Genomic DNA, 25,670 nt, shown 5'->3' with positions numbered 1-25,670 from the left:
GTTTTCGTCCACACACGTGTTTACATGGAATCTTCGATGTTAAAAATCTTTAATACAATGACGCGCCAAAAAGAGGAATTTAAACCTATCCATGCCGGGGAAGTCGGCATGTACGTGTGTGGTATTACGGTTTACGATCTCTGTCACATCGGCCATGGCCGTACCTTCGTCTCTTTCGACGTGGTGTCCCGCTACCTGCGCTTCCTGGGCTATACGCTGAAGTACGTGCGTAACATCACCGATATCGACGACAAAATCATCAAGCGCGCTAATGAAAACGGCGAAAGCTTTGTGGCGCTGGTGGACCGTATGATCGTTGAAATGCACAAAGATTTCGACGCCTTAAACATTCTGCGTCCGGACAGCGAGCCGCGTGCGACCCACCATATTCATGAAATTATCGACATCACCGAGAAGCTGATCGCGCGCGGTCACGCCTATGTGGCAGAAAACGGCGACGTGATGTTCTCCGTGCCGACGGACCCAACCTACGGCGCGCTTTCCCGTCAGGATCTGGACCAGCTCCAGGCCGGCGCGCGCGTTGACGTGGTTGACGTGAAGCGTAACCCGATGGACTTCGTACTGTGGAAAATGTCCAAAGAGGGTGAACCAAGCTGGCCATCCCCGTGGGGCGAAGGCCGTCCGGGCTGGCACATTGAATGTTCGGCAATGAACTGCAAACAGCTGGGCAAACATTTCGACATTCACGGCGGCGGTTCAGACCTGATGTTCCCGCACCACGAAAACGAAATCGCGCAGTCCACCTGCGCCCATGGCGGCGAGTACGTTAACTACTGGATGCACTCCGGGATGGTAATGGTTGACCGCGAGAAGATGTCGAAATCGCTGGGCAACTTCTTCACCGTGCGCGACGTGCTGAAGTACTACGACGCGGAAACCGTGCGCTACTTCCTGATGTCCGGCCACTATCGCAGCCAGCTGAACTACAGCGAAGAGAACCTGAAACAGGCGCGCTCGGCGCTGGAGCGTCTGTACACCGCGCTGCGCGGTACCGACAGGTCTGTTCCTGCGGCAGGCGGTGAGGCGTTCGAAGCGCGCTTCGTTGAGGTTATGAACGACGACTTCAACACCCCGGAAGCCTACTCCGTGCTGTTCGACATGGCGCGCGAAGTGAACCGCCTGAAGTCAGAAGATATGGCCGCGGCGAATGCGCTGGCGTCCCATCTGCGTAAGCTCTCTTCCGTGCTCGGCCTGCTGGAGCAGGAGCCGGACGCGTTCCTGCAGAGCGGCGCGCAGGCGGACGACGGTGAAGTGGCGGAGATTGAAGCGTTGATCAAAGCGCGTCTGGAAGCGCGTCAGGCGAAAGACTGGGCGGCGGCGGATGCGGCGCGTAACCGTCTGACCGAGATGGGCATCATTCTGGAAGACGGCCCGCAAGGGACGACCTGGCGTCGTAAGTAATTTCCCCCTCACCCTAACCCTCTCCCTCGGGGAGAGGGAATTGTTAGGTTTTCTCCCTCTCCCCGAGGGAGAGGGCTGGGGTGAGGGCATCAGCGCGCACGCTTTCTCCACCACAGCAACCCCATCAGCACTGCCCCCGGCAGCCACACCCAAAGCAGTTCCGAGATAATGACCTGATGCCCGTACGGCGTGGTGTAGCGCGACAGCGCAAACGGCGCGACCTTGATCACCTGCCACGGCGCAAAGAAACGTTCATCCGACCACGGCCACAGCCAGCCGACGCCTTTCCCACCGGTGGTGATCGAATCCAGCAGGCTGTGCGACAGCAATGACACCGTTAAAAACAGCCAGCAGCGCGTCAGGCTGGCCCGGAACCATCGTCGGCCAATCAGCACGCAAAGTATTGGCACCACAAAGGCGAACAGCAGGGAGTGGGTAAAGCCGCGATGGCCAAAAATATTCCCGTAGGCGACGCCGAATTTAAACGCCAGCACGTCAGCGTCGGGCAGCATGGCGAGCACGATACCGGCAAACAGCAGGCGGGGAGGGATGACTTTAGTTCCCAGACCTAAGCCCAGGCAAAGCGGAACAGCTGCGTGCGTAATAACGGTAGGCATTGCGATTATCCATGGCAAATCATGGAAATATAGCAGCGAATTCGCGTTTGCAAACCTGTGCTACATTCTGATTTTACGCCGATTCGCGCGCGATAAGCTGCCCGGAGAGGGTAATGCGCTGGGTTTGCAAGTCCGGCTCTTTCAGCTTGCGGATTATCAGCCCCGCGGCCTGACGCCCGGTTTCGTCACTGGCCGAGGAGACGTAGGTGAATGACGGTGATGTGAGGTTAACGTGAAGCATATCTTCAAAACCGATCAGCGCCACCTGCTGAGTTAAGAACACATCTTTCCCCACGGTGCGACCCACCTGATGAATGCCGGAGATAGAGCCGATCATGGCATCCGGCGAATGGCAGAGCAGGGCGGTGATGGCGTTATTTTTTTCCAGCAGCTGGCGAGTCGCCATCGCGGCGGCCTGCGTGTCGTCGCTGCAGGCCGGTGAATAGTCATCGCGCCAGACCAGTCCGCTTTGCGTCATCGCGCTGCGAAAACCGAGCAGGCGCTGCTCGCGGATAAGGCAGCCCTCGCGTCCGCCAATATAGGCGATCGTGCGGTGTCCGCGCTCGATAAGATAGCGCGCAGCCAGGTTCGCGGCCTGGCGGTTGTCGCGCATCACCAGATTGCATTTTTCATCGAGCAGGGACTGCGAGACCACTACCAGCGGCAGCGGACACTGGCGGATCTGCTCCGGCAGAGCAGAGGTGCGGGTGTCAGACGCAAGATAAATGACGCCTGCGACACCCTGCTGCTTAAACGACAGCAGGGTCCGTTCCAGATGTTCCCGGTCGTTCAGCGGCTGGCCGAGAAAAACCATGTATCCCTGCTTCTCCAGTTCCTGAACAATGCTTGCCATCACCTTGATGGAAAAGCTGTCGCTGAAGTCGCGCAGGATCAGGCCGATAAGATTGGAGGTGTTGGCGCGAAGGTTGGCAGCGGCGACGTTATGAACATAGCCGAGCGTCGTGATGGCGGCATTGACCTTCCCGATCGTCGCCTCTGAGATTTTCCCTTTCTGGCGTAGCACCAGCGAGACGGTAGAGACCGACACGCCCGCGTGCTTTGCGACATCAATGATGCTGACTTTCTTCAAAACCGCTCCCTGAAATTTACCGATAATCAGCCAGATAAGACACGTCTCCCAGCGTACAGGAGACGTGTCTTCCAGGCATCTTATTATTTGCCGATCATGGTGGACATGGTCTGGGCGATAAACTGTGCTCTGGCACCGAAAATCACCTGTATACCGTTGTCGCCGACGAAGACCACGCCGCGCGCACCGAGACCGTTAAGACCGTCTTTATCTACCACGTCGCTTTTTGCCACTTCCAGACGCAGGCGGGTGATACAGGAGCCAACCGAATCGATATTCTGCGCGCCGCCCAGCAGGCTGATGATTTCGGTGGCAAGTTCGGAATCGGACTTGTCATTCGCACTGGCGGTCACTTCGGTGCGGCCCGGCGTTTTCACGTCGAAACGGCGGATCACAAAGCGGAAGGTAAAGTAGTAAATCAGCCCCATTGGGATACCGATGATAACGGCGCTCAGGAAGTTGGTCTGGTAGCCGTTAAACGACGGCAGGATCCCAAAAGACAGGTAGTCGATAAAGCCTGCCGAGAACGACTTGGCGATGTGCGCATGCAGCAGGTACATGGTCATGTACGCCAGGCCCGCCATGATGGCGTTGAAGACGTACAGGATCGGCGCCACGAAGATAAAAGTGAACTCAACCGGTTCCGTAATACCCGTCAGGAAGCAGGTCAGCGCCGCAGAGAACAGAATACCGGCCGCGATTTTCTTATTCTTCGTGTGCGCTTCGTGGTACATCGCCAGGCACGCCGCGGGCAGCGCAAACAGCATCAGCGGGAACTCGCCCTGCATGAACTTGCCTGCGTTCTGGTAGGTGTCGCTGCTGAAGGATTTCACCCCTTCTTCCAGCATCTTGAACCAGATGGTCTGGTCGCCGTGGATCACCTGGCCCGCCTGGGTGGTGTAATCCCCGAACGAATACCAGAAGGACGGATACCAGATGTGGTGCAGGCCGAGCGGGATCAGCGCGCGCTCTACCAGACCGAAGATAAAGGTCGAGGCCGCCTGGTTGTCGCCGTTCACCACCACGGAGAGGGCGTCGATACCGGCCTGGATATGCTGCCACACGTACGGCAGCAGCAGACCGAGCAGGAACGACAGTAACGCCGTCGCAATCGCCACAAAACGTTTACCGGAGAAGAAGCCGAGGAACTCCGGCAGCTGCATGGTGTGGAAGCGGTTATAGCACCAGGCCGCGAGAATACCGCAGATCAGGCCGCCGAAGACGCCCATCTGCAGCGTCGGGATGCCGACCACCATGGCGTATTTCCCGCCCTGAGAGGCCATTTCCGGCGTGATGCTTAGCACGGTGCTGATGGTGATATTGGTGACAAACACCGACACTGCCGCAGAGAGCGCCGCGATGCCGGACTCCGACGCCAGACCCACGGCAGAGCCGATGGCAAACAGCATCGGCAGGTTATCAAAGATAACCCCGCCCGCGTTCATCATCAGCGGCAGGTGGAACTTATCGCCGAAGGCCAGCAGCAGGCCCGCAGCGGGAAGCAGTGAAATTGGCAGCATTAAGGCGCGACCAATCATCGATAACTTAGACAGCGATTTAACAAACCCTGATATCAGACTCATGCTGATTTCCCCCGAGTAGCGCTTTTTTGGCGCTGTTATTGTAAGTAGAACGTTTTAGTAGAACGTTCTACTTATCGTGGGGAAAGAGTGAAAAACGCGCAACTGAAATCTCACCTTTCAACAGATGAAATAGTGATTATTTGAAGTTGATCGATAAATAACCGTGATAGGTGTGAGGGGATTTTTTATCCCCTCTCCCACAGGGAGAGGGTTAGGGTGAGGGCATCAAACGGCTTACGCCGTTACGGTTACACTCTGTCCTTCAAAGCTCACGGTCTGCCCCGCGACAATCTTGCAGCGCTTGCGGGTTTCCACCGCACCGTCGACTTTCACTCGCCCGTCGGCGATAACGATTTTGGCCTGCGCACCGCTTTCGCTCCAGCCTTCCAGCTTGAGCAGATCGCACAGCTCTACGTGCGGGTGTTTGCCTAATGAAAATGTGGCCATCTTATGCTTCCTCTACGTCGTGGTACTCTTCGCATGCCTGCAAAGTATTCTGAATCAGTGTTGCAACGGTCATCGGGCCCACGCCGCCCGGGACCGGCGTAATGTATGACGCACGCGCCGCGGCATCTTCGTACACCACGTCGCCGACCACTTTGCCGCTTTCCAGACGGTTGATGCCCACGTCCACAACAATTGCGCCCTCTTTAATCCACTCGCCCGGAATAAAGCCCGGCTTGCCGACCGCGACGATCAGCAGATCGGCATTTTCGACGTGGTGACGCAGGTTTTTGGTGAAGCGGTGGGTCACGGTGGTGGTGCAGCCCGCCAGCAGCAGCTCCATGCTCATCGGACGGCCCACGATGTTAGAGGCGCCAATCACCACGGCGTTCAGGCCGTAGGTGTCGATGTTATAGCGCTCCAGCAGCGTCACAATGCCGCGTGGCGTGCACGGGCGCAGACGCGGCGCGCGCTGGCACAGGCGGCCCACGTTGTACGGATGGAAACCGTCCACGTCTTTGTCCGGTGCGATACGTTCCAGCACCTTCACGTTGTCGATGCCCGCAGGCAGCGGCAGCTGTACCAGAATGCCGTCGATCTCGTTATCGGCATTCAGGGTGTCAATAAGTTCCAGCAGTTCCGCTTCGCTGGTGGTTTCAGGCAAATCGTAAGAGCGGGAGACGAACCCCACCTCTTCACACGCTTTGCGTTTGCTGCCGACATAAATCTGCGATGCCGGGTTGCTGCCAACCAGCACAACGGCCAGCCCGGGGGCGCGTTTTCCGGCGGCTTTACGCGCCTTCACTTTTTCAGCGACCTCAGAGCGCACCTGCTGCGCAATCGTTTTACCGTCAATAATCTTTGCTGCCATCAGAGAGAAGATTCCGTCTGTAACGTTTGAAAGGGGGGATTGCCTATATTTTGTCAGAAGCGAGCGCCGCTGTCAGTCACCCTTTGCGAGATTTCATCACGGGGCCGCAAAACCTTGTGGAAGGTATGGTCAATTTCCTAGGCGGGAATAGGATGTGACCTGGTAAAATGGCAGTGTTTTGACATATTTTAAAATAGTTTCCTGGGCTACTTTGTCTCCTCCGAAATAAGCTTTCAATTAATCAATTGAACGTATTTCTTATTCCCGATTATCCGCGGGAAGGGTTATTTACATTTTAAAGGAATAGACATGAAACTCAGCAACATTGCTTCTACTGTTATTGCAACTTTGGCCCTGGTCGCGGGTGCCGCTCATGCAGAAGATACCACAACGCCTGTTTCCGTTAATGGCGGTACCGTGCATTTCAAAGGTGAATTAGTGAATGCTGCGTGTTCAGTAAATACTGATTCTTCCGAGCAGACGGTTAATCTCGGTCAGTACCGTACCGCGAAATTCACCAAAGTGGGTGACACCACCTCCAATATTCCGTTCACCATCGAACTGAACGATTGCGATCCGCTGGTTGCGAAAACCGCTGCGGTGGCATTCACCGGTCAGATCGACGCGACGGATAAAACCCTGCTGGCGGTCACCTCTGGCAACAACGACAACACCGCGAAAGGCGTGGGTATCGAGATCCTCGACAGTAAATCCAGCGTCCTGACCCCAGACGGTGCCACCTTCTCTGCCGCGCAGAACCTGATTGAAGGCACGAACACCCTGAACTTCACCGCGCGCTATAAAGCCACTGCTGCGACCACCGAGCCAGGCCAGGCGAATGCTGACGCAACCTTCGTGATGAAATACGAGTAATGCCTGAGTACAGGGATGTGGTCGACCTCAGGGAGGAGGTCTTTTAATCGCTAATGCCGGGAACGAAGGATGACAAGGACTGGGATACTGTTTTTTGCCCTTGCGATTGCCTCAGCGGTAAACGCACATACCGTGGTAATCGACGGCGGTAAGGTTCACCTGAGAGGGGAACTGGTCAACGGCGGCTGCGCCGTGGCGCCTGATAGCCAGAATATGCGCGTGGATATGGGGCAGTACCGCACCAACTCATTTTCCGGCGTCGGCAGTTTTTCCACGGTAAACGTGCCTTTCACCGTACGGCTGCTCGACTGCAGCGTGGACGTTTCTCGTACCGTGGGGATCCAGTTTCAGGGCGCAACCCCTGCAGAAGATCCGCAGGTTTTCCTGGCGACATCGCGGCCAGGTGAAGCTCCTGTCAGCAGCGGCGTTGGTCTGGCGCTTTTCGACGAACAACAACGTCAGATTATCCCGAACGCCACGGCGGTCAGCTGGTTGCCCATTGATACCCGCGAGCTGGCGTTTCATTTCAGCGCTCGCTACCGGGCGATTTCCGAACACCTCGTGCCAGGCAATATTCAGTCGGATGTCTGGTTTACGTTGATTTATCCCTGACGCCTGCGAACACATTATTAAAGGTACGGTTGTGATGAACACCCTGATTAAACCCGGACTGTTTTTATCTTTTATTTTGATGATGGTTTCTGCCTGTGCAAATGCATCCGGCGGAATTGCGCTGGGCGCGACGCGCGTGATTTATCCGGCAGATGCAAAACAGACATCGCTGGCGATCACCAACAGTAACAAGCAGGAGCGTTATTTAATTAACGCGTGGATTGAAAACGCCAGCGGGCAAAAAGAAAAAACCTTTGCCGTCACGCCGCCGCTGTTTGTGAGCGAGCCGGACAGCGAAAACACACTGCGCATTATTTATGCCGGGCCGAGCCTGCCCGCCGATCGCGAATCGCTTTTTTACATGAACGTGAAGGCAATTCCGTCAGTGAGTAAGGCGAAAACAGAGAACAATAACGTGCTGCAGCTGGCCATTCTGTCACGCATCAAGCTGTTTGTGCGCCCGGCTAACCTGTCGATGCCGCCGGAAGAGGCGCTCTCCCAGCTGCGCTTTGAGCGCGTCGGGAATCACCTGAAGGTGAGCAATGCTTCGCCCTACTACGTCACGCTGGTCAACCTGAAGCTTGGCGGTCAGGCGCTGGAAAACCTGATGGTCGCGCCGAAAAACTCCGCACAGCAGGTGCTGCCAACCGCAGCCAGCGGCACGCTCTCCTGGCAGAGCGTCAATGATTACGGCGCTATTACTCCGGCGCGTAGCGTCAATCTGTGAGCAGAGTCAGGGCGATGAACACTCAATGGCGTTACTGCCCGGTTGCACTGGCATTGATGACAACGCTCTGGCCGCACACCGGCTGGAGCGAAAGCTACTTCAACCCGGCTTTTTTATCCGACGACGCCGCCAGCGTGGCGGATTTGTCGCGTTTTGAACAAGGACACCAGCAGGCGCCGGGCGTCTATCGCGTGGACATCTGGCGCAACGATGAGTTTATCGGCACGCAGGACGTGCGTTTTGAACAAGCCGAAAACACGCCACCCGTCGCGGGCGGGTTAGCGCCGTGCATTACGCGCGCGATGCTCGACCGTTTCGGCGTCAACATCGCGGCGTTCCCGGAACTGGCAAACGTGCAGGGGGAGACCTGTGTTCCGCTGACGACGGCTATTCCCGGCAGCGAAACGGCCTTTAACTTTGCGTCACTGCGCCTGAACGTGAGCCTGCCGCAGGTGGCCATGCAAAACAGCGCCCGGGGCTACATTCCGCCTGAACAGTGGGATGAAGGCATTCCCGCCGCCCTGTTGAATTACAGCTTTACCGGCAACCGCGGCAGCGATGACGACAGCTATTACCTGAACCTGCAGAGCGGGCTGAACTATGGAGCCTGGCGATTACGCAATAACGGCGCGTGGCGTTACACCCAAAGTAACGGTCAGCGTCACAGCAACTGGCAGAATATTGGCACCTGGGCTCAGCGCACCGTCATTCCGCTGAAAAGCGAGCTGGTGCTGGGCGACAGCAATACCGGTAACGATGTTTTCGACAGCGTCGGCTTTCGGGGCGGGCGGCTCTTCTCCTCCGACAGCATGTACCCGGACAGCATGCAGGGCTACGCGCCAACCGTACGCGGTATTGCCCGCACGCCAGCCAAGGTAGCGATCCGCCAGAACGGTTATGTCATTTACCAGAGCTATGTCCAGCCTGGGGCGTTTGCCATTACCGACCTTAACCCAACCTCATCAAGCGGCGATCTTGAGGTAACGGTAGAAGAGAAGGACGGTAGCCAGCAGCGTTACACCGTGCCTTACTCCACCGTGCCGTTGCTGCAGCGTGAAGGACGCTGGAAATATGACCTGGTGGCAGGGGATTACCGCAGCGGCAACAGCGAGCAGGACACGCCGTTCTTCGCTCAGGGGACGCTCATTACCGGCCTGGCCGACGGCTATACGCTGTACGGCGGCACGCAGCTGGCGTCACGCTATACCGCGATTGCCCTGGGGGCCGGGAAAAACCTCGGGGACTGGGGGGCGGTCTCGCTCGATCTCACCCATGCCCGCAGCCAGCTCGCGGATGACAGCCGCCATGAAGGGCAGTCCCTGCGCTTCCTCTACGCAAAATCCCTTAACGGCTTCGGCACCAACTTCCAGCTGCTGGGCTATCGCTACTCGACCAAAGGGTTCTACACACTGGACGATGTGGCGTGGCGCTTAATGGAAGGCTACCAGTATGGCGAAGGTCAGGACGATGACGGCGTGCCGGACGTGCAGAGTTATCACAACCTGACGTGGAACAAAAAGGGGCGCTTCCAGCTCAACATTTCCCAGTCGCTGGGGGACTACGGCTCGGTTTACCTCTCCGGTAGCCAGCAGAGCTATTGGGGCACCAGCGAATCTAACGTCTGGTATCAGCTGGGCTATGCGGGCGGCGTGAAGGGGATCAACTACTCCGTGTCCTGGTCGTGGAACAAGGCCGTTGGGATCGACGGTACGGACCGAATTGCGTCGTTTAACGTCTCCGTGCCGTTCAGCCTGTTTACCCGTCACGGCTATCGCCGCGATAGCGCCATCGACAGAGCCTACGCTACCGCTTCTGCCAGCCGTAACAGCGACGGCGATACCAGCTGGCAGACCGGCGTGAGCGGAACACTGCTCGAAGACCGCAACCTGAACTACAGCGTCACGCAGGGGCACGCCAGCAATAACGGTGCAAGCGGCAGCGCCAGCGCCAACTGGCAGGCGACCTACGGCACGCTGGGCGTGGGCTACAACTACGCCCGCGACCAGCACGATCTCAACTGGCAGCTTTCCGGCGGTGTGGTGGGGCATTCAGACGGGGTGACCTTCAGCCAGCCGCTGGGCGACACCAACGTGCTGATCAAAGCGCCGGGCGCCTCCGGGGTGAGCGTGGAAAACCAGACCGGGGTGAAAACCGACTGGCGAGGCTACGCGGTGATGCCGTATGCCACCGTCTACCGTTACAACCGCGTGGCGTTGGACACCAATACCATGAGCAACAACACCGACATCGAAAATAACGTGAGCAGCGTGGTGCCGACCAAAGGGGCGCTGGTGCGCGCCAGCTTCGATACCCGTATTGGCGTGCGCGCTCTGCTGACCGTCACGCTCGGCGACCAGCCCGTGCCGTTTGGCGCGGTGGTACGTGAAACGCAAAGCGGCGTCACCAGCATGGTGGGGGATGACGGGCAGATTTACCTCAGCGGGCTGCCGCTGGAAGGTGAGCTGCTTATCCAGTGGGGCGACGGAAAACAGTCCCAGTGCCGTGCAAGCTATCACTTACCACCGGAAAGCCTGAACCAGGCCATTACGCTGGCGGGGGCACGCTGTGAACGCTAACAGGAACCCAATCATGACCATTATCCGTAGCATATTTGGCGCGGCAGTGTTGTGCAGCGCACTGCCCACATGGGCCACGGTGTGCCAGAACTCCACCGGCGTGGCGAAGGATATTTCCTACGATCTCTCCAACGTGTTTAACAGCTCTAACAACAGGCCGGGGGAGATTGTCACCCTGGCGCAAAAATCTGGACTGGTGGGGGTGAATGCCATTTGTCCCCGCGGGACAACCGGTAAATCCACCATGCGCAGCTATGTCACCGACTTGCCCATTACCACGGTGATCGACAGCTATAAATATGTGAAGCTGAATGAGTACCTCGACGGCGCCATGCAGATCCACGATGACTTTGCGGGTACGTTCTACCCTCCCGCGAATTATATCCAGATGGGGCAGCACCCCAACGTACCGAATAACAAGGCTTTTCCGGTAACCGATTCCAAGCTGGTTTTCCGTCTGAGGGTAACGCGGCGCTTTATCAATATGGTGGTGATCCCGCAGCAGACCATGTTCAGGGTCTATGTCACGACGACAACCGCCGATCCGCTTAATACGCCGGTCTATACCATCAGCTACAGCGGAACGATTCAGGTACCGCAAAGCTGTGCGATTAACGCAGGCCAGGTCGTGGAGTTTGATTTTGGCGATATTGGTGCGTCGTTGTTTAGCCAGGCCGGTGCCGGAAATCGACCGCAGAAGGTTACGCCTCAAAGCAAAACCATTGCCATTAAATGCACAAACGTTGAAGCCAATGCGTATCTGACGATGCGTATCGAAGCGGAGAAAGTGTCCGGTAATGCGCTGGTTTCTAATAATCCCGATCTGGGGTTTGTGGTCGCTAACGAAAGCGGCACGCCGCTGACGCCTAACACGCTCACCAGCAAAATTCCGTTCCGCCTGGATGACAGCGCTCAGGCACAGGTCGGCATTCGGGTCTGGCCTGTGAGCGTGACGGGCAACAAGCCTGCCGAGGGCCGTTTCACCTCGCGCGGCTATCTTCGCGTGGATTACGATTAAGGAGGAGCAATGGGACACTGGAGCAGGTACATTGCTGCGGGAGTACTGATGATGCTTCACGCTGGCGCTCAGGCGGCCACGGCGCTGGGGGAAATCAATATTGAGATGTCCGGCAACATCGTCGATTTCACCTGCGTGGCCGAAGGCAATGACAGCGATAAGGTCGTCACGCTCGGCACCTGGCCGACCAAACAGCTAAGAACCACGGGGAGCCGCACGCAGCCCATGCCGTTTACGCTGAAGCTGACCGGCTGTCCTCCTGGCGCAGCCTCCATTACGTTTTCGGGGAAAGCAGACGGCAGCGACAGCGGTTTGCTGGCGCTCAATGATGGCAGTACGGCGGGTCAGGTTGCCGTGGAGATCCGCGATGCGGATAAAACACGGCTGGATCTTCAGCAGGCCAGCCAGCCGGTGACGGTTGATGCAGAAGGTAATGCGGTATTGTCGTTTTATGCCAATTATATTGCCACAGCGGATAACCCTCAGCCGGGACGGGCTGATGCAGATGCCACGTTTATGATCAATTATAATTAGCGCTGACCGCACTCCCTGCAACTCACTTAAGTTGCGGGGAGTGAATTCAGTTTATAGCAGTTCGTGTGCTTTCGCGTAATCTATTAATTCCACAATGCTCTGTACGCCGAGCTTGGAATAAATATTGGATTTGTGCGCGCTAATGGTTTTGTTGCTTAATAGCAACTGCTCCGCAATCTCCTTATTGGATAATCCATTCGCCAGATAGCGTAACACCGTGACTTCGCGATTCGATAATGGCATATCTGGCGTGATACCTTTCCCGGAGCCCAGATGATTTATAAAGTTCAGCGTTTCTGACGGGAAAAAAGAATAGCCCATCAGTATCATTTCCACCGCGTTGTAGATCTCACCCAAATCTTTTCGCTTGCTGACAAAGCCATTGGCCCCTGCGCGAATGGCGCGTCCCGCGTAAAACGACTCTGATTTTGACGAGAGGAACAGAACCTTGATGTCTTTGTTTAGGTTTCTGATTCTCTTAAGTAATGAAAACCCATCGGTTCCCGTCAGTTCGATGTCCAGGATAACCAGATCGATGGGGTGGTTGCGAATACAATCAAGCACTTCATGGCTATCGCCAGACTTGAGTTTGACTATGATATTTTTATTTTTCTGTAGCAGGACTTCTATCGACATTCTGACAATAGGGTGTTCGTCCATAATGATAACGGATGCCGGTTTCATTTTTAATGCCTCAGATTGTTAAAAGCGTTATGCGGAGTTTTGTTCAAACTCTCGAAATGCCGGAAGGATATAGATGGTGATCCTTATACGGTAGTAATTCCCTGGAAAGAGCGAAAGCATCCTTGTTAACGTAGCGAGTAAATTAATGCCTCAGCGCGGTTATCTCATTTGGCTGGTGTGGCAAAAAGGTTTTTCTTATTCATATTTGCAACGCATCTTATTATACCGTGTAAGTTTTCTCCGAAAACCCTGTAAATTAATCCTGGTCCATTGCTTTGTATTATCTTCTGGATCTGAATCGCTATTATTTTAAATTTAGCGCAAATGTCCTGCTATTCCATTTACCACATTTTTTCATCTTTATGTAATAACAAAAAATGACATATATCACTTTATGTTAATTGATTGTTAACAAAACGGGGTGGGGAAAGTGGTGCGGTGCTTTCACAGCAAGCGCAAAAAAACGGCGCAACAGGGGGTAAAACCTTCATCTGAAAGCGCGTGGCGACCGGCGGAAAAAAACGAAACTGAACAGCAGGATATGCTGCAGTATGCTGCTCTCGCGCCTGACCGGTACAGATAAACTGATTGTTTTTACATCATTATCATATTTTTAACGGACTCCTGGAGAGCTTAACGGATGGAGGAAAGTGCTGCTATTACCGTTTTCTGTAATATTTCACGTGGTTTAAGTGGATGAATTAGGAATAGTTGTAATCTTGAATGAAATGTTAAATTGAAACGAAAATTTAACACAAATAGTAGGTTGTTTCTTAAAGGTCTTTAGGAATGAACGGGTTAATGCCTAAGTCAAAACGTGCAGTCTGAGAGATTATTAAGAAGGTGCAGTAATTCCTGGCGGTGGTTTAACCCCAGCTTGGTCAAAATGCAGCCGAGACGATAGATAATGCGGCTATAGGGGAGGTTTTGAATCAGGGCAATCTGACGCAGCGTTTTGCCGCGAGAAAGTTCCTGCAGTATGGGCCATTCGCTGCGCGTGAACCATTCTTTCACCGAGCCTTGCGGCGGCTTTGTTTCCAGCAGGTACTGCTGCAGTGCCGCAGCGGGCAACTGACGTTCAAGTACATGAAAGGGCCCCGCCGCTTTGCAGAACAGACGAGTATCGTAATCATCTGCTCTGATAAGGAGGTGGGGGATCAAAAAGGGCGGGTAGAGACAATAGCGTCTCAACCTGTCCAGCTTTTCGATGAGCGGCGTCGCGCGGCTGTCGATATCTACCACCAGACGGGCGGAGGGCCACTGATTGACGGCGGCTAAGGCGTCTTCCAGCAACGTATAGTCGGCGCAGCAGTTCAGCGGAAAACTCCCTTTCATCAATCCGGTGCGCAGGTAATGATCTTCCGTGACCAGAATGATAAACGGGGCGTCAGTTTTATGGGTCAGGCTGGTGGACTGGCTCAAAAATTCGAGTCGGTCAAAGAAGGGGGGAGCAAAAGGCGAGCGTGTAAATCCCAGTGCGTCACTTCCTGTACGACGCCGACGGTAACGGCGCACTGTCATTCCCATGGCCTCCCTCCTGGAGATGGCTGTTTAATCCTCCGGCCATGTCCAGGATGGCCAGTAATACCCCTGGCCGAGTTGTGCCCCTGCCTGGCGTGCGCAGGAACGATCCCGTTCAGTCTCAATACCTTCGATAAGCACCTTCCCGGCAAGCCGAAAACAGCGGGAAACCAGTTCCCCCAGCGCAGGGGTGGCGCGCATACGCCAGAAGGTTTCTTTGTCGATTTTTATGCCGCTGAGTGGCAGTGGCCAGGATAAGAAGGGCTGGACAACGCTGTCATCAACGTCATCCAGCCAGATGCGGTGACCCTTTATGGTCAGCTGCTTCAGGCGCTGGGCCAAGACTTGCCGCTGTGTATCGGAGAGTGTGAAAATGTCGACAGGGTCGACAATCTCAATATTCAGCGGCGGGCTTCGCAGTTGCAGCAGACGCTGAAAAAGTTCTGGCACCATGAGTACGGTTATCGGCAGATTGATGAAAATATTGTTACAGGCGACCGCGTTTTTTAGCACACGAAGCTGCACCTCCAGCAGCATAAGCGACTGTTCTGCCGATTGTTCGCGGAAAAAATCTTCACTTTGCAGCGTGGGTGACAGAACGCTGAGCACCTCAACGCCGATCCTGTGCGAAGAGGCGAGGGCAACGATGGGCTCAAGTTTGATACCGGTGATATCATGAGAAATGTGCTTTAGCCGGGGAGGCGTATAGGTCAGGTTTTGCGCTGTCACTCCATTGTCCTGTTGTCTGTCAGCCTCCAGGCGGCCGGGATACCTTGCACCAGTGTGACGAGGTGGCCTACAGGAAAACAGCAGGCGTTACTTAAAAGCAGCTAAGCCTTTTCGCAGCGGTAAATTCTACGTGGGATGTAGTGAAAATGTTGAAAAAACAGCCGTATTTACAATCAGCTAGCCGTTATCGATACAGATCGGGGAAAAGGCATTGACTCACCTGCCATTGACCGTATAATTCCACGCGTTTCTCCACCGCGAAGTTCACGCTTCTCCGTGCGCCCTTAGCTCAGTTGGATAGAGCAACGGCCTTCTAAGCCGTAGGTCGTAGGTTCGAATCCTACAGGGCGTGCCATTTAGAAACAGGCACTTACGCCAGTTTCAAACCAGCCTGATTTTCTCCTTGTGTCGTATTTGTGTCATGGTTGCCAAAAATGGCATCAATTTTTCGTGCGTGTTCGCTTAAATGGTTTGGTGCAAGGTGAGCGTAGCGACGTGCCATTTCAATAGACTCCCACCCTCCCATTTCCTGAAGAACTGACAGCGGAACTCCAGACTGAATTAACCAGCTTGCCCAGGTATGCCGGAGGTGGTGAAAACGGAAATCCTCGATACCCGCCTTTGCCCGACCAATTCGCAGGCACTGTTATCGTCGACTCGCATTTTACGGACAGCCGGCGTGACGGTTTTATCCGGTCGAGTCGATGGCCTAGTGTGAACGAAAACCCATCTCGAACTTTTCCCAATCTGATCCCTTAACACCCTGCATGCGGTATCATTCAGAGCAACACCGATAGCCTTGCCCGCCTTCGCGTTCTCCGGATTTACCTGCAGGGCAATTAACAATACTTACTCAGCCTAACAGCATGGTCATGACCGCTGGCAGGTTCTATGCCTGGACGGTAGCGCCGAGATGGATATCTGGTGATGCCACAATTCCGATAGCTAACGTAGGCGGTGCTAGCCTGTCACAACCACTAACGAAAGGAACAGAGTTTGGCTGGAGAACATTTGCTGGTATAGCAAAATACGTTGCAGCAGGCGATAACAGGGTCGCCCTCAGAGTCAATGGAGATGGTACAGTCACCACCAATATACAGGTAGATCACTTCCAGATAGTATCATTTGACCCCTAACGGAGGCATTGAACTGGTTTAACTCTGGAGTTTGCCTGAGTAAATAAAAAAGCCCCATGGAAGGGGCGTTTTTACTCAAATATGAGACATCACATACCCAACAATCCCGCCTACTAAACAGCCCACCACAATTTCTGGAATGCTGTGTCCGACGCGCTCCCTTAGTCCTGAGTTGCTTATCTTGTTGATGGCCTTAGCTTGGCGTTCAACCTGCTTTCTTAGGCTTTTAGCATCAAGCAATACGATGTACGCTAATGTCACAGCGACGCCAAATGCCGGGTTATCTATCCCATTCCTGAACCCAATCAGCGAAACCATACTGAGTACGATCGCCGAATGATTGCTTGGCATTCCACCATAACCTATCAGCGAAAAAGCCAATTTCCTTTCCCGGATACTGTTCACCAAAAATTTAGTAACACCAGTAACAAACCATGCAACGAAAGGCGTTGCCAGATACACGAAGCTCATCATTTTCCCTTAAGGCATAAGCACATAAACACAGGTGCCAACCCATGCAATAATTGTAAATATTAACGGGTAATCTGAAAGTAAAGAGTCTGTTGGAGACTCTCCACCATCAAGTGAATCAACGTTATACCAGTAGCGGAAGAGGCCAAAAAGCACCAAAGGTATTGTGATTGTCATATCCGGCTTCTCGGAGATCACATACAGGCTATAGAAAACCAAAGCACCAGTTGCGGACATTTCAGAGTAACGAGATACGAGTTGAACGGAGTATTTCCCAAGGACATTCCTGGACTCCTTGCCACTCTTTAAAAGCTCCTGACGACGCTTAATGGATGCGAGATAAAGAGCAAGACAAAGGGTAGTGATGAACATCCACTGAGATAGGCTGACACCTAAAGCCATTGCCCCGGCCATAGTTCTTAGTACAAATCCAATAGCAATGCAGAATATATCGACTACAGGTATGTGCTTCAGCTTATACGAGTAGGCAATGTTAAGGGCGATATAGCCAATGACAACAACTGCTATATCTCTATATGCGTTAAGTGATAAAGCCAGAAAGATGTAAAGTACAGCAAGGAAGCACCACGCCTGAGTCGTAGATACCGCTCCCGATGCAATCGGCCGCTTCATTCTTTTTTTAGGATGAGCCCTGTCTTTCTCTACATCATTTATGTCGTTTAAAACGTAAACAGCTGAGGATGCAGCACAAAATATCAACATTGCAATGACAGAATGAAGAATCGAATCGACATTCATAAACTGGCCTGAAAAAAGCAACGGGGCCATGACAAACAAGTTTTTTACCCACTGCTTCGGTCTGAGCAGTTTAATCAGCCCGACAGGCAGGGAGTTCCTTTCAGATACTGTATATTCAGTCATGTGTTTTTAAGCAAATGGTAATGAAGTTGGTCGGATGATAGCATGTCTGCAAAATCATGTCTGTATTGGTGGGGTAATGGGAATAATATACATAATAATCAGCGGTCTATGTAGTGCACTTGCGGGGGCTATGTTGAAGCTTGGTGCGCATAGAAAGCCTTATCTAAGTCTGCTTGATTTTTGGCCTCATGCGTCGGCAGTTGGCTTCTATTTTGTCGGTTTTGTGTTCTACTTTCTGGCGCTGTCGCGCATGAGCCTTACCGTCGCTTACCCAATAATGGTTTCAAGCGCCATTTTGTTTGTAATGTTCATGGGATCAATATGGTTCTCGGAGCCAATTACAACAACCAAAATTGTTGGTGCTGCAATAATTATTCTTGGTGTTTTTATTGTTAATGTGGCGTGAGGTGTTTTGTGCAAAAGGAACTTCAAAACAAGTGGGCATTAAGTAGCTTTTATATGCTCCTGTTCTTCATAACTGTAAGCATAGCGTCAATAGCTAAGCAACTATTAATGCACTATTATGGAAGTGGAGGCGGTACCTCTATTTTCATTATATCAATGGTCATTACTGCAGCTATCATCTTCTTCTCTTCCAGGAAGGCAAGTGTATGGATGATAATGCCGATTCTGCTAATTTGCGCCTCATTGCTTCAGGCCTCCATTTATCCAGATCAGAGTTGGGATGGGTTGGCATATCATCAGAAGGCAGCATGGTATCTCATGCATGGTGGTAATCTTCTTTTTGATGGTGACGCTGGAAACTTCTGGATTGCTCTATATCCAAAATCAACATGGTACTTTGCAGGTGAGGCAGGGCTGCAGTTTGGTAGCCTTGCTTACGGAAGTGGCTATCAGCTGATGATCGGATTCGCTGCATATGCATACATAATCTATTTCTTCGGAAAGAACGGGTATTCATTAATTGCTGGACATATATTCGCGGCATTGAGCTTGCTTAGCCCTATATTCATAGCGCAGTCTTTTAGTTACTACGTTGATGCAACGATGGGTTTTTTGGCGCTACTGATGATGATTTCATCACTAGAATATGGAAACACTAGGCGGTTGTTTGATGCTTCCATTCTGGTAATGGCATCTGTCATAATTGTTAACATTAAGTTTTCTGGATTCCTTTATGTTGGCGTTTGCTTCCTGGTTCTTGGATTAAGAAGTCTTCCGAGAGTTAAAGAAACTATAACTATTTGTTTGATTTTCATAGTCTTTCTCATGGCTGGCGTTGGTGTAATCGGTGCTAACCCATACGTTAAAAACATCGTTACAGGTAAGCACATATTTTACCCTCTCTTTGGCGAAGAAAAGAAAGACATCATTACCTTTGCTCAGCCACCGTCATTCCACGAAATGAATCGTTTTGAAAAACTGGCTGTTGCTACGTTCTCGCAAAGCGAAAATATCAACGAAGCTTCCAAAAAGAATCCTCAGCTCAAAGTACCTGGCACCATAAACGCGCAGGAAATAAATCAGTTATCATTTGAGGATTTGCGTATTGCAGGATTCGGACCTCTGTATTCCCTGGCTCTTATTCTGGCGATCGGATTCATCATCTTCCGACGGGGGATTGACAAAAACTGTCTTGTTCTGTTGGGCATGATTGCTCTAAGCACAATCCTCAATCCCGAGGCGTGGTGGGCAAGATACGCGCCTCACTTGTACACAATACTTCTTCTCCCGCTTATGAGCATTAAAAAAGATGGAGTGGGTTCTGGGAAAGTGTTCATAGGGGTAATTGTTGGCATCATCGCTGTAAACGCAATGATGATGGCAAAGTCTAGATATGAAACATCAAGTTCATTCGATGCCGGTCTTAACTGGATTTCAGGAAGCTGTAAAGATAATACACTGCACCTATCACCATTCAACACATTCCTCATAGAGCCAATGGCACAAAGAGGCGGAGAGAGCTATGTTATAGACGACAAGCCATCTGCCGAAGCAAGAGAGTACAGACGGAAGTTTTACTTCTGGTGTGAATGAGTTAACAACCCGCTTCGGCGGGTTTTTATTTTATATCTTGATAGAATACACCGATACAGTAATGCTGTATGCATATGCAGTAATTATGGGAGGTGATTTATGGGATTCCCGAGTCCGACTGCTGATTACGTTGAGAACCGCTTGTCGCTTGATGGGCGCTTCATCCATAAACCGTCTGCCACGCACTACATGAAAGCGTCAGAGACTATCTACCGCTGCGGAATTATGAAAGATGCGCTGCTTGTCATCGACTCGTCACTAAATCCATGTGATGGCTCCCTGCTGGTCTGTGAGATTGGAGGTGAGTTTAAGGTGAAGATTTACCTGACATATCCTCAGCCACACCTTGAGAACGCGCTGAATGGACGAAAGGAAAAGTTACCTGGCAACTTCGATGGGATAGAGAGTCCAGTGTTTGGTGTCATCACATACATCATCAACGATGCGCGGACAGGTGAGTTTGATGATTGTCCGGTGATGTAGGAGGGAAATTACACAGCTATACCATGAGGCATGGCTGTGTACTCTCTGTGTCACAGTTGTGTCATGCATGGATGAATCAGAAGGAAACGAGACTGCAAGTAATGACACGTAATGACACAAACGCGGGGTGAGCGCGGGAAAACTAATGATATTACAGTGCGTTAAATAGTACTCTACGTTCTTCTAAGCCGTAGGTCGTAGGTTCGAATCCTACAGGGCGTGCCATTTAGTATCAGGCGTTTACGCCAGCCAATTCTTTCCCTGACCTATCCACCACTGCCAATCCTTCACTCTGCGCCTGATTTTACCCGTTGAATTTGCATGGTTAATTCGAGGTGTGTATCATTTTGCTCCCGGCCCTATAGCCTGTCGGTGAGAACGTTTGTTCCGCCATCGACCGGTCATTGGTATCGTTCCAGCAAGGGCCACCACACCGCCACTAGCTCATCGGGAAGAGCGACAACCAGGATGTTGTAGTACGGGGTTCGAGGCTCCGGTGGCGGACCAACGCCGACTTAGCTCAGTAGGTAGAGCAACTGACTTGTAATCAGTAGGTCACCAGTTCGATTCCGGTAGTCGGCACCATATTTATGGCTTCCCCGCGGGACGCCTGCGGCACGACATTCCTTTTCACTGTTGTACATGCCTGTCATGAAGGACAAATATGTGGTATCTACTCGCAACATCGCTTGCCGCGCTTTCCCTTAATAAAAGTCTGGCTTACCTGATGCTGGGGTTAACGGCATTTTTCGGCTGGAAAGAGAGCATTCTTGATGCCCCGGCGCTGCTGGTGATTGCATCAATCGTTATTGGTTGGTCTGTTGTTGAATGGCTACGTAATAACAATAATAAATATACTTATCTGCTCGAAGGCCTGTGCATGGTCATCGCCGTTGCCCTGTTTTTGCATGCGATCCCGGGCTTCCATAACCCCAAAGTGCTGGATGCAGTCGTCGTTGGCCCGCAAAGCATACCGTTCACTATGTACTTTAATATGGACAAGGCGGTGGTGCCGTTCATTCTAATGACGTGCATGCCAACGTTATTCGTAGCAAAACCACTCTATAACGCTGGCAAGGCTGGCTGGGGAATAGTCGTTCTTGCGATACCCGTGCTGTTACTTCTTGCTGTTGCATTGGGCGGGCTGAGAATTGAGCCACATGCGCCAGAATGGTTCGCTCAATTTGCCCTTGCGAATATTTTCTTCGTCTCTTTGGCTGAGGAAGCCTTGTTCAGAGGCTACCTGCAGCAACGCTTGTCCAGGATTCTTCATCCTGTTGTCGCGCTGTTGATTGCTTCAGTCATCTTTGGGCTGATGCATTATCGCGGCGGTTTACTCCTGATTATTTTTGCCAGCCTCGCCGGTATTATTTACGGCCTGGCGTGGATGTGGAGCGGTAGGCTCTGGGTTGCAACGTTATTTCATTTTGGGCTGAACTGCGTGCATTTATTGTTCTTCACCTATCCGATGTATGCCCCTCACGCGGCGATGTGATGCTTTTTAAAACGGCCAGTTCTTATTTGGATTTAAGTCAAATTTTTATATTGACTGGGCTGATAGGCTTACCCCTCTTCATTAGAGGGATAAATATATGTTTTTGACAACACACACATTAAATAATGAGATAGCCTTAACCTTACGTCAGCCGGACAGGGATGAAAAAGCTCCGGTTGTCGTGCTTTGCCACGGGTTTTGCGGGATACAGGACATTTTACTGCCGCGCTATGCTGAAGCATTTACTCACGCTGGCTTTGCGACTATCACATTTGATTACCGTGGTTTCGGCGAAAGCGGTGGGGAGCGAGGAAGGCTGGTTCCATCAATGCAAATTGACGATATCTGTACCGTTATTGACTGGGCGGAGAAGCATCCCGGGCTGGAAGGGCAGCGTATCGCGCTATGGGGGACGTCGCTAGGTGCCTGCCATGTGTTTGCCGCTGCCGTCGAGCGCCCGCAGGTGAAATGCATCATAAGCCAGATGGGGTTTGCGGACGGTGAAGTGATTGTCACTGGCAATATGGATGATAACGACAAGCAGGGGTTCGTCGCCACGCTTGAAAAGATGGTCGAAAAACGCGAGCGCCAGGGTAAGGAGATGTTCGTCGCCATCACGAAGGTATTGGGAGACGAAGAGTCGAAAGCCTTCTTTGAGGAAAATAAAGCGCACTATCCTGCGATGGATATCAAAATACCTTTCCTTACCGTTTATGAAACGCTTCGCTACAAACCTTACCAGTACGCTGAGAAGGTCAGCTGCCCGACGCTCGTGGTGGTGGCTGGAGACGATACGGTTAATGATCCTCAGCAGGGTATTGCGCTATACGAATCCGTCAGCGCCCAGGACAAGCGGCTCTATACCGAGCTGGGCGCAAAACATTATGATTTATATGATGGTAAGCATTTCGATAACGTCATTACCCAGCAGCTGGAATGGTTAACAAAGCGCTTATAAGCGCTGACTGTTTCCATTTCCACTTCACCCCCGCACTGGCGGGGTTTTTTATACGCGCGGCACGCGCAGAGAAAAATGTTCACCGGTGCGCCAGAATAAATAGAAGGCTAATTAATTTTATTATTTACGGGCTTAAGGTTTTCTTAATCTTTAATTAATTCTCCTTTTTAAACTGGATTTTTATCACATGTCATTCCCCTATAAAAAAATTTTCCACTTTTACGTCTAAACTGGATTGATACTAATTATCATTAGCGTTGTAGTATGATTTAATCCTGTCCCACAAAGCTATGAGTGATTACTCCCGTTGGTCTATTAAGGATATGTTCATGAATTCTCGCCTGCTGTCATGCTTCTCGCTTGCCTTGTTGTCTTCATCACTTTTCCTTTCTACACAATCAGTTGCTGCTGATAATAATCAGGGTATCGTTGTGTATAACGCACAGCATGAAAACCTGGTGCAGTCATGGGTTGATGGCTTTACGAAAGAAACGGGAATTAAAGTTACTCTGCGAAACGGCGGTGACAGCGAGCTGGGCAACCAACTGGTTCAGGAAGGCAGCGCATCGCCTGCGGACGTATTTCTGACGGAAAACTCGCCGTCCATGGTATTGGTTGATAACGCTAAATTATTTGCGCCTTTAGATGCCGATACGTTAAAGCAGGTACCCACGGAATTTCGTCCAGCGCACGGTCGCTGGATAGGCATCGCCGCGCGTAGCACCGTGTTTGTCTATAACCCGCAAAAATTAAATGAGACACAGCTGCCAGCATCGCTGATGGATCTGGCGAAACCTGAGTGGAAAGGGCGCTGGGCCGCGTCTCCGTCAGGCGCGGATTTCCAGGCGATCGTTAGCGCAATGCTGGCGCTGAAGGGCGAGCAGGCCACGCTGGACTGGCTCAAGGCGATGAAAACCAATTTCGTTGCTTACAAAGGTAACAGCACCGTGATGAAAGCGGTCAACGCGGGCCAGATTGATGGCGGCGTGATCTATCACTACTACCGTTTTGTCGATCAGTCCAAAACGGGTGAAAACAGCAAAAATACCGAGCTCTACTATTTCAAACACCAGGATCCGGGCGCATTTGTCAGCCTCTCTGGCGGTGGCGTGCTGGCATCCAGCAAGCATAAAGCGCAGGCGCAGGCCTTCATCAAATACATCACCGGCAAAGAAGGTCAGGAAAGCCTGCGTACCAACAACGCCTTTGAATATGCCGTCGGCGTGAATGCCGCGTCCAACCCGAAACTGGTTCCGCTGAAGGATCTGGATGCGCCAAAAGTGGAACCTTCCACGCTCAACAGTAAGAAAGTTATCGAGCTGATGACGCAAGCTGGCCTGCTGTGATCCTGAACGCAAAGTGAATGTCTTATGTCTGGTTTGAGTCTCGACATCGGTAAAAACCGCGTGCGGAAGCCTGTTCGCAGGCGTCCCGCGCTGCCGATGGTTGCGTTAGCTGTCTTGTTTTCATTACTGGCGCTTCTGCCTTTGGGCTTTATCATTGCCATCGGCATTGAGACCGGCTGGGAAACGATTAAGACGCTGGTGTTCCGCCCGCGGGTGGCTGAGCTGCTCAGCAACACGCTGTGGCTGATGGCGTTAGCGGTTCCGCTGTGCATTGTGTTGGGCGTGGCGATAGCCTGGCTGACGGAGCGCACAATGCTTGCGGGACGAGGCGTATGGTCGGCGCTGGCGGTGGCCCCGCTGGCGATCCCCGCGTTTGTGCAAAGCTATGCCTGGGTAAGCGTGGTACCGGGCATGCACGGCCTCTCTGCGGGGGTGTTCCTCTCTGTACTGGCCTACTATCCGTTTATCTACATGCCGGTTGCGGCGGTGCTGCGCCGTCTCGATCCCACGCTTGAAGATGTCGCCGCTTCGCTCGGATCGCCTCCCTGGCGGGTCTTTTTCCGCGTGGTGCTGCCTCAGCTTAAACTGGCAATCTGCGGCGGCGCGCTGCTGGTGGCGCTGCACCTGCTGGCGGAGTATGGCCTGTACGTCATGATCCGCTTCGACACCTTCACCACGGCCATTTATGACCAATTCCAGTCTACGTTCAGCGGCCCGGCCGCGAATATGCTGGCGGGCGTGCTGGCCTTATGCTGTCTGGCTATCCTGATGCTTGAAGGCGTCACGCGCGGAAAAACACGCTATGCGCGGATTGGCGCAGGCGCCGCGCGCGAGCAGAAGCGCTGGCCGCTTGAGCCTGCTATGGCGTGGCTGGGACAGCTGCTTTTTCTGACGCTGGTGCTGCTGGCGCTGGGCGTACCCTTAATCGTGTTGTGTCGCTGGATCTGGCTGGGTGGCGTGGAAAACTGGATGAGCGCCGATCTCTGGCACTCGCTGCGCCAGACGCTGATGCTCGGCGTGGGCGGAGCGCTGCTGACGACGGGGTGCGTGATCCCCATCGCGTGGCTCGGGATCCGTTATCCACACCGTATTTTCCGTATGCTGGAAGGGTGCATTTATATCACCAGCTCGCTGCCGGGTATTGTGACCGCGCTGGCACTGGTCACGGTGACTATCCACTATGCCCGTCCGATTTATCAGACGGAAGTGACGCTGTTCCTCGCCTATCTGCTGCTGTTTATGCCCCGCGCGCTCGTTAACCTCCGGGCTGGCATTGCGCAGGCGCCGGTTGAGCTGGAAAACGTGGCGCGCAGCCTTGGCAGCACGCCCGCTGAAGCATTATGGCGCGTCACCCTGCGGCTGGCCGCACCGGGCGCCGCGGCGGGCGCGGCGCTGGTTTTCCTCGGCGTCAGCAATGAACTGACCGCAACGCTGCTGCTGTCGCCATTGGGAACGCGTACGCTCTCCACCGGCTTCTGGGCTCTCACCAGCGAGATCGATTATGTGGCTGCAGCCCCTTACGCCATGCTGATGATCCTTATCTCACTGCCGCTAACCGCCATTCTATATATGCAGTCTAAAAAAATTGCAGGGCTATGAC

General features: G+C 52.9%; 24 protein-coding genes, 2 tRNA genes and 1 pseudogene. 16 read left to right on the top strand and 11 right to left on the bottom strand.

From position 1 onward, the window contains the following. Positions 1-36: 36 nt before the first annotated feature. Positions 37-1,422 carry a cysteine--tRNA ligase gene (gene cysS, locus KW829_RS21005; RefSeq protein WP_010428248.1) on the top strand — a complete coding sequence of 462 codons (1,386 nt, stop codon included), beginning with the start codon at positions 37-39 and terminating at the stop codon, positions 1,420-1,422. Positions 1,423-1,511: 89 nt separating this feature from the next. Here the strand turns inward: cysS and KW829_RS21000 are convergent, their stop codons facing one another. The 5 genes from KW829_RS21000 to folD form a co-directional block, all read right to left on the bottom strand. After that, entirely contained in the window at positions 1,512-2,039 is a 528-nt protein-coding gene (locus tag KW829_RS21000) for a metal-dependent hydrolase (RefSeq protein WP_172701390.1), read from the bottom strand. 73 nt (positions 2,040-2,112) lie between these two features. Beyond that, positions 2,113-3,129, bottom strand: coding sequence for a Mal regulon transcriptional regulator MalI (gene malI, locus KW829_RS20995; RefSeq protein ID WP_010428250.1), 1,017 nt, complete (start codon positions 3,127-3,129; stop codon positions 2,113-2,115). Between the two features lie 83 nt (positions 3,130-3,212). Beyond that, the gene (locus KW829_RS20990) at positions 3,213-4,712 is read right to left on the bottom strand and encodes a PTS transporter subunit EIIC (protein WP_172701391.1); all 1,500 of its coding nucleotides are present in this window, start codon (positions 4,710-4,712) and stop codon (positions 3,213-3,215) included. Between the two features lie 234 nt (positions 4,713-4,946). Beyond that, a complete protein-coding gene (ybcJ, locus tag KW829_RS20985) occupies positions 4,947-5,159 on the bottom strand; it encodes a ribosome-associated protein YbcJ (protein ID WP_010428256.1) in 213 nt (70 codons plus the stop codon). A gap of 1 nt (position 5,160) precedes the next feature. After that, on the bottom strand, positions 5,161-6,027 hold the full coding sequence (folD, locus tag KW829_RS20980; protein ID WP_010428257.1) for a bifunctional methylenetetrahydrofolate dehydrogenase/methenyltetrahydrofolate cyclohydrolase FolD: 867 nt from the start codon (positions 6,025-6,027) through the stop codon (positions 5,161-5,163). A gap of 309 nt (positions 6,028-6,336) precedes the next feature. Here folD and fimA point away from each other — a divergent pair, with 309 nt between their 5' ends. From fimA to sfmF, 6 genes are all read left to right on the top strand, one after another. Continuing rightward, entirely contained in the window at positions 6,337-6,900 is a 564-nt protein-coding gene (fimA, locus tag KW829_RS20975; protein WP_089599404.1) for a type 1 fimbrial major subunit FimA, read from the top strand. 69 nt (positions 6,901-6,969) lie between these two features. After that, a complete protein-coding gene (fimI, locus tag KW829_RS20970; protein WP_010428261.1) occupies positions 6,970-7,512 on the top strand; it encodes a type 1 fimbrial protein subunit FimI in 543 nt (180 codons plus the stop codon). Between the two features lie 34 nt (positions 7,513-7,546). Next, entirely contained in the window at positions 7,547-8,239 is a 693-nt protein-coding gene (gene fimC, locus KW829_RS20965) for a type 1 fimbria chaperone FimC (RefSeq protein WP_218309010.1), read from the top strand. A 14-nt stretch (positions 8,240-8,253) separates the two neighbouring features. Further along, positions 8,254-10,815 carry a fimbrial biogenesis usher protein gene (locus tag KW829_RS20960; RefSeq protein WP_218309009.1) on the top strand — a complete coding sequence of 854 codons (2,562 nt, stop codon included), beginning with the start codon at positions 8,254-8,256 and terminating at the stop codon, positions 10,813-10,815. 13 nt (positions 10,816-10,828) lie between these two features. Further along, positions 10,829-11,833, top strand: a complete 1,005-nt coding sequence (fimH, locus tag KW829_RS20955) for a type 1 fimbria D-mannose specific adhesin FimH (RefSeq protein ID WP_010428267.1) — start codon at positions 10,829-10,831, stop codon at positions 11,831-11,833. Between the two features lie 9 nt (positions 11,834-11,842). Continuing rightward, positions 11,843-12,367 carry a fimbria assembly protein gene (sfmF, locus tag KW829_RS20950; protein WP_010428269.1) on the top strand — a complete coding sequence of 175 codons (525 nt, stop codon included), beginning with the start codon at positions 11,843-11,845 and terminating at the stop codon, positions 12,365-12,367. A 51-nt stretch (positions 12,368-12,418) separates the two neighbouring features. On the opposite strand, the gene fimZ is transcribed toward sfmF, so the two are convergent. The 3 genes from fimZ to KW829_RS20935 form a co-directional block, all read right to left on the bottom strand. Then, positions 12,419-13,051 carry a fimbria biosynthesis transcriptional regulator FimZ gene (fimZ, locus tag KW829_RS20945; protein ID WP_010428271.1) on the bottom strand — a complete coding sequence of 211 codons (633 nt, stop codon included), beginning with the start codon at positions 13,049-13,051 and terminating at the stop codon, positions 12,419-12,421. An 810-nt stretch (positions 13,052-13,861) separates the two neighbouring features. Beyond that, positions 13,862-14,578 (bottom strand): LuxR C-terminal-related transcriptional regulator, encoded by a 717-nt coding sequence (locus tag KW829_RS20940; RefSeq protein WP_218309008.1) that lies wholly within the window; start codon positions 14,576-14,578, stop codon positions 13,862-13,864. A 24-nt stretch (positions 14,579-14,602) separates the two neighbouring features. Further along, positions 14,603-15,301: an EAL domain-containing protein gene (locus KW829_RS20935; RefSeq protein WP_218309007.1), complete on the bottom strand. Its 699-nt coding sequence runs from the start codon at positions 15,299-15,301 to the stop codon at positions 14,603-14,605. 278 nt (positions 15,302-15,579) lie between these two features. On the opposite strand from KW829_RS20935, the gene KW829_RS20930 reads away from it, so the two are divergent. Continuing rightward, positions 15,580-15,656: transfer RNA gene (locus tag KW829_RS20930), tRNA-Arg, on the top strand. Between the two features lie 15 nt (positions 15,657-15,671). Here the strand turns inward: KW829_RS20930 and KW829_RS20925 are convergent. The 3 genes and pseudogenes from KW829_RS20925 to KW829_RS20915 all read right to left on the bottom strand — a co-directional run. Next, positions 15,672-16,129, bottom strand: a pseudogene (locus tag KW829_RS20925) (tyrosine-type recombinase/integrase); the annotation flags it as partial. Between the two features lie 383 nt (positions 16,130-16,512). Next, positions 16,513-16,911: a divergent PAP2 family protein gene (locus KW829_RS20920; protein WP_218309006.1), complete on the bottom strand. Its 399-nt coding sequence runs from the start codon at positions 16,909-16,911 to the stop codon at positions 16,513-16,515. A 6-nt stretch (positions 16,912-16,917) separates the two neighbouring features. After that, positions 16,918-17,790, bottom strand: a complete 873-nt coding sequence (locus tag KW829_RS20915; protein ID WP_218309005.1) for a decaprenyl-phosphate phosphoribosyltransferase — start codon at positions 17,788-17,790, stop codon at positions 16,918-16,920. A 130-nt stretch (positions 17,791-17,920) separates the two neighbouring features. Here KW829_RS20915 and KW829_RS20910 point away from each other — a divergent pair, with 130 nt between their 5' ends. The 8 genes from KW829_RS20910 to KW829_RS20875 all read left to right on the top strand — a co-directional run bounded on the left by KW829_RS20910 (position 17,921) and on the right by KW829_RS20875 (position 25,669). Next, on the top strand, positions 17,921-18,196 hold the full coding sequence (locus KW829_RS20910) for an EamA family transporter (protein WP_256350695.1): 276 nt from the start codon (positions 17,921-17,923) through the stop codon (positions 18,194-18,196). Positions 18,197-18,204: 8 nt separating this feature from the next. Further along, entirely contained in the window at positions 18,205-19,788 is a 1,584-nt protein-coding gene (locus tag KW829_RS20905) for a hypothetical protein (RefSeq protein ID WP_218309003.1), read from the top strand. Positions 19,789-19,887: 99 nt separating this feature from the next. Beyond that, the gene (locus KW829_RS20900) at positions 19,888-20,271 is read left to right on the top strand and encodes a LexA family transcriptional regulator (protein ID WP_218309001.1); all 384 of its coding nucleotides are present in this window, start codon (positions 19,888-19,890) and stop codon (positions 20,269-20,271) included. A 509-nt stretch (positions 20,272-20,780) separates the two neighbouring features. Continuing rightward, positions 20,781-20,856 (top strand) — tRNA-Thr (locus KW829_RS20895). Between the two features lie 79 nt (positions 20,857-20,935). Beyond that, positions 20,936-21,766 carry a CPBP family intramembrane glutamic endopeptidase gene (locus tag KW829_RS20890; RefSeq protein ID WP_010428277.1) on the top strand — a complete coding sequence of 277 codons (831 nt, stop codon included), beginning with the start codon at positions 20,936-20,938 and terminating at the stop codon, positions 21,764-21,766. 97 nt (positions 21,767-21,863) lie between these two features. Beyond that, positions 21,864-22,724 carry an alpha/beta hydrolase gene (locus KW829_RS20885; RefSeq protein WP_010428278.1) on the top strand — a complete coding sequence of 287 codons (861 nt, stop codon included), beginning with the start codon at positions 21,864-21,866 and terminating at the stop codon, positions 22,722-22,724. 329 nt (positions 22,725-23,053) lie between these two features. Beyond that, complete coding sequence (locus KW829_RS20880; protein ID WP_010428279.1) at positions 23,054-24,070, top strand: iron ABC transporter substrate-binding protein; 1,017 nt, start codon at positions 23,054-23,056, stop codon at positions 24,068-24,070. 24 nt (positions 24,071-24,094) lie between these two features. Further along, positions 24,095-25,669, top strand: a complete 1,575-nt coding sequence (locus tag KW829_RS20875; protein ID WP_218309000.1) for an iron ABC transporter permease — start codon at positions 24,095-24,097, stop codon at positions 25,667-25,669. Position 25,670 lies beyond the last annotated feature (1 nt).

The organism is Enterobacter sp. ENT02 (genome assembly GCF_019219165.1).
GTDB classification, from domain to species: domain Bacteria; phylum Pseudomonadota; class Gammaproteobacteria; order Enterobacterales; family Enterobacteriaceae; genus Enterobacter; species Enterobacter mori.
This window is presented reverse-complemented; position numbering and strand designations above follow the sequence as displayed.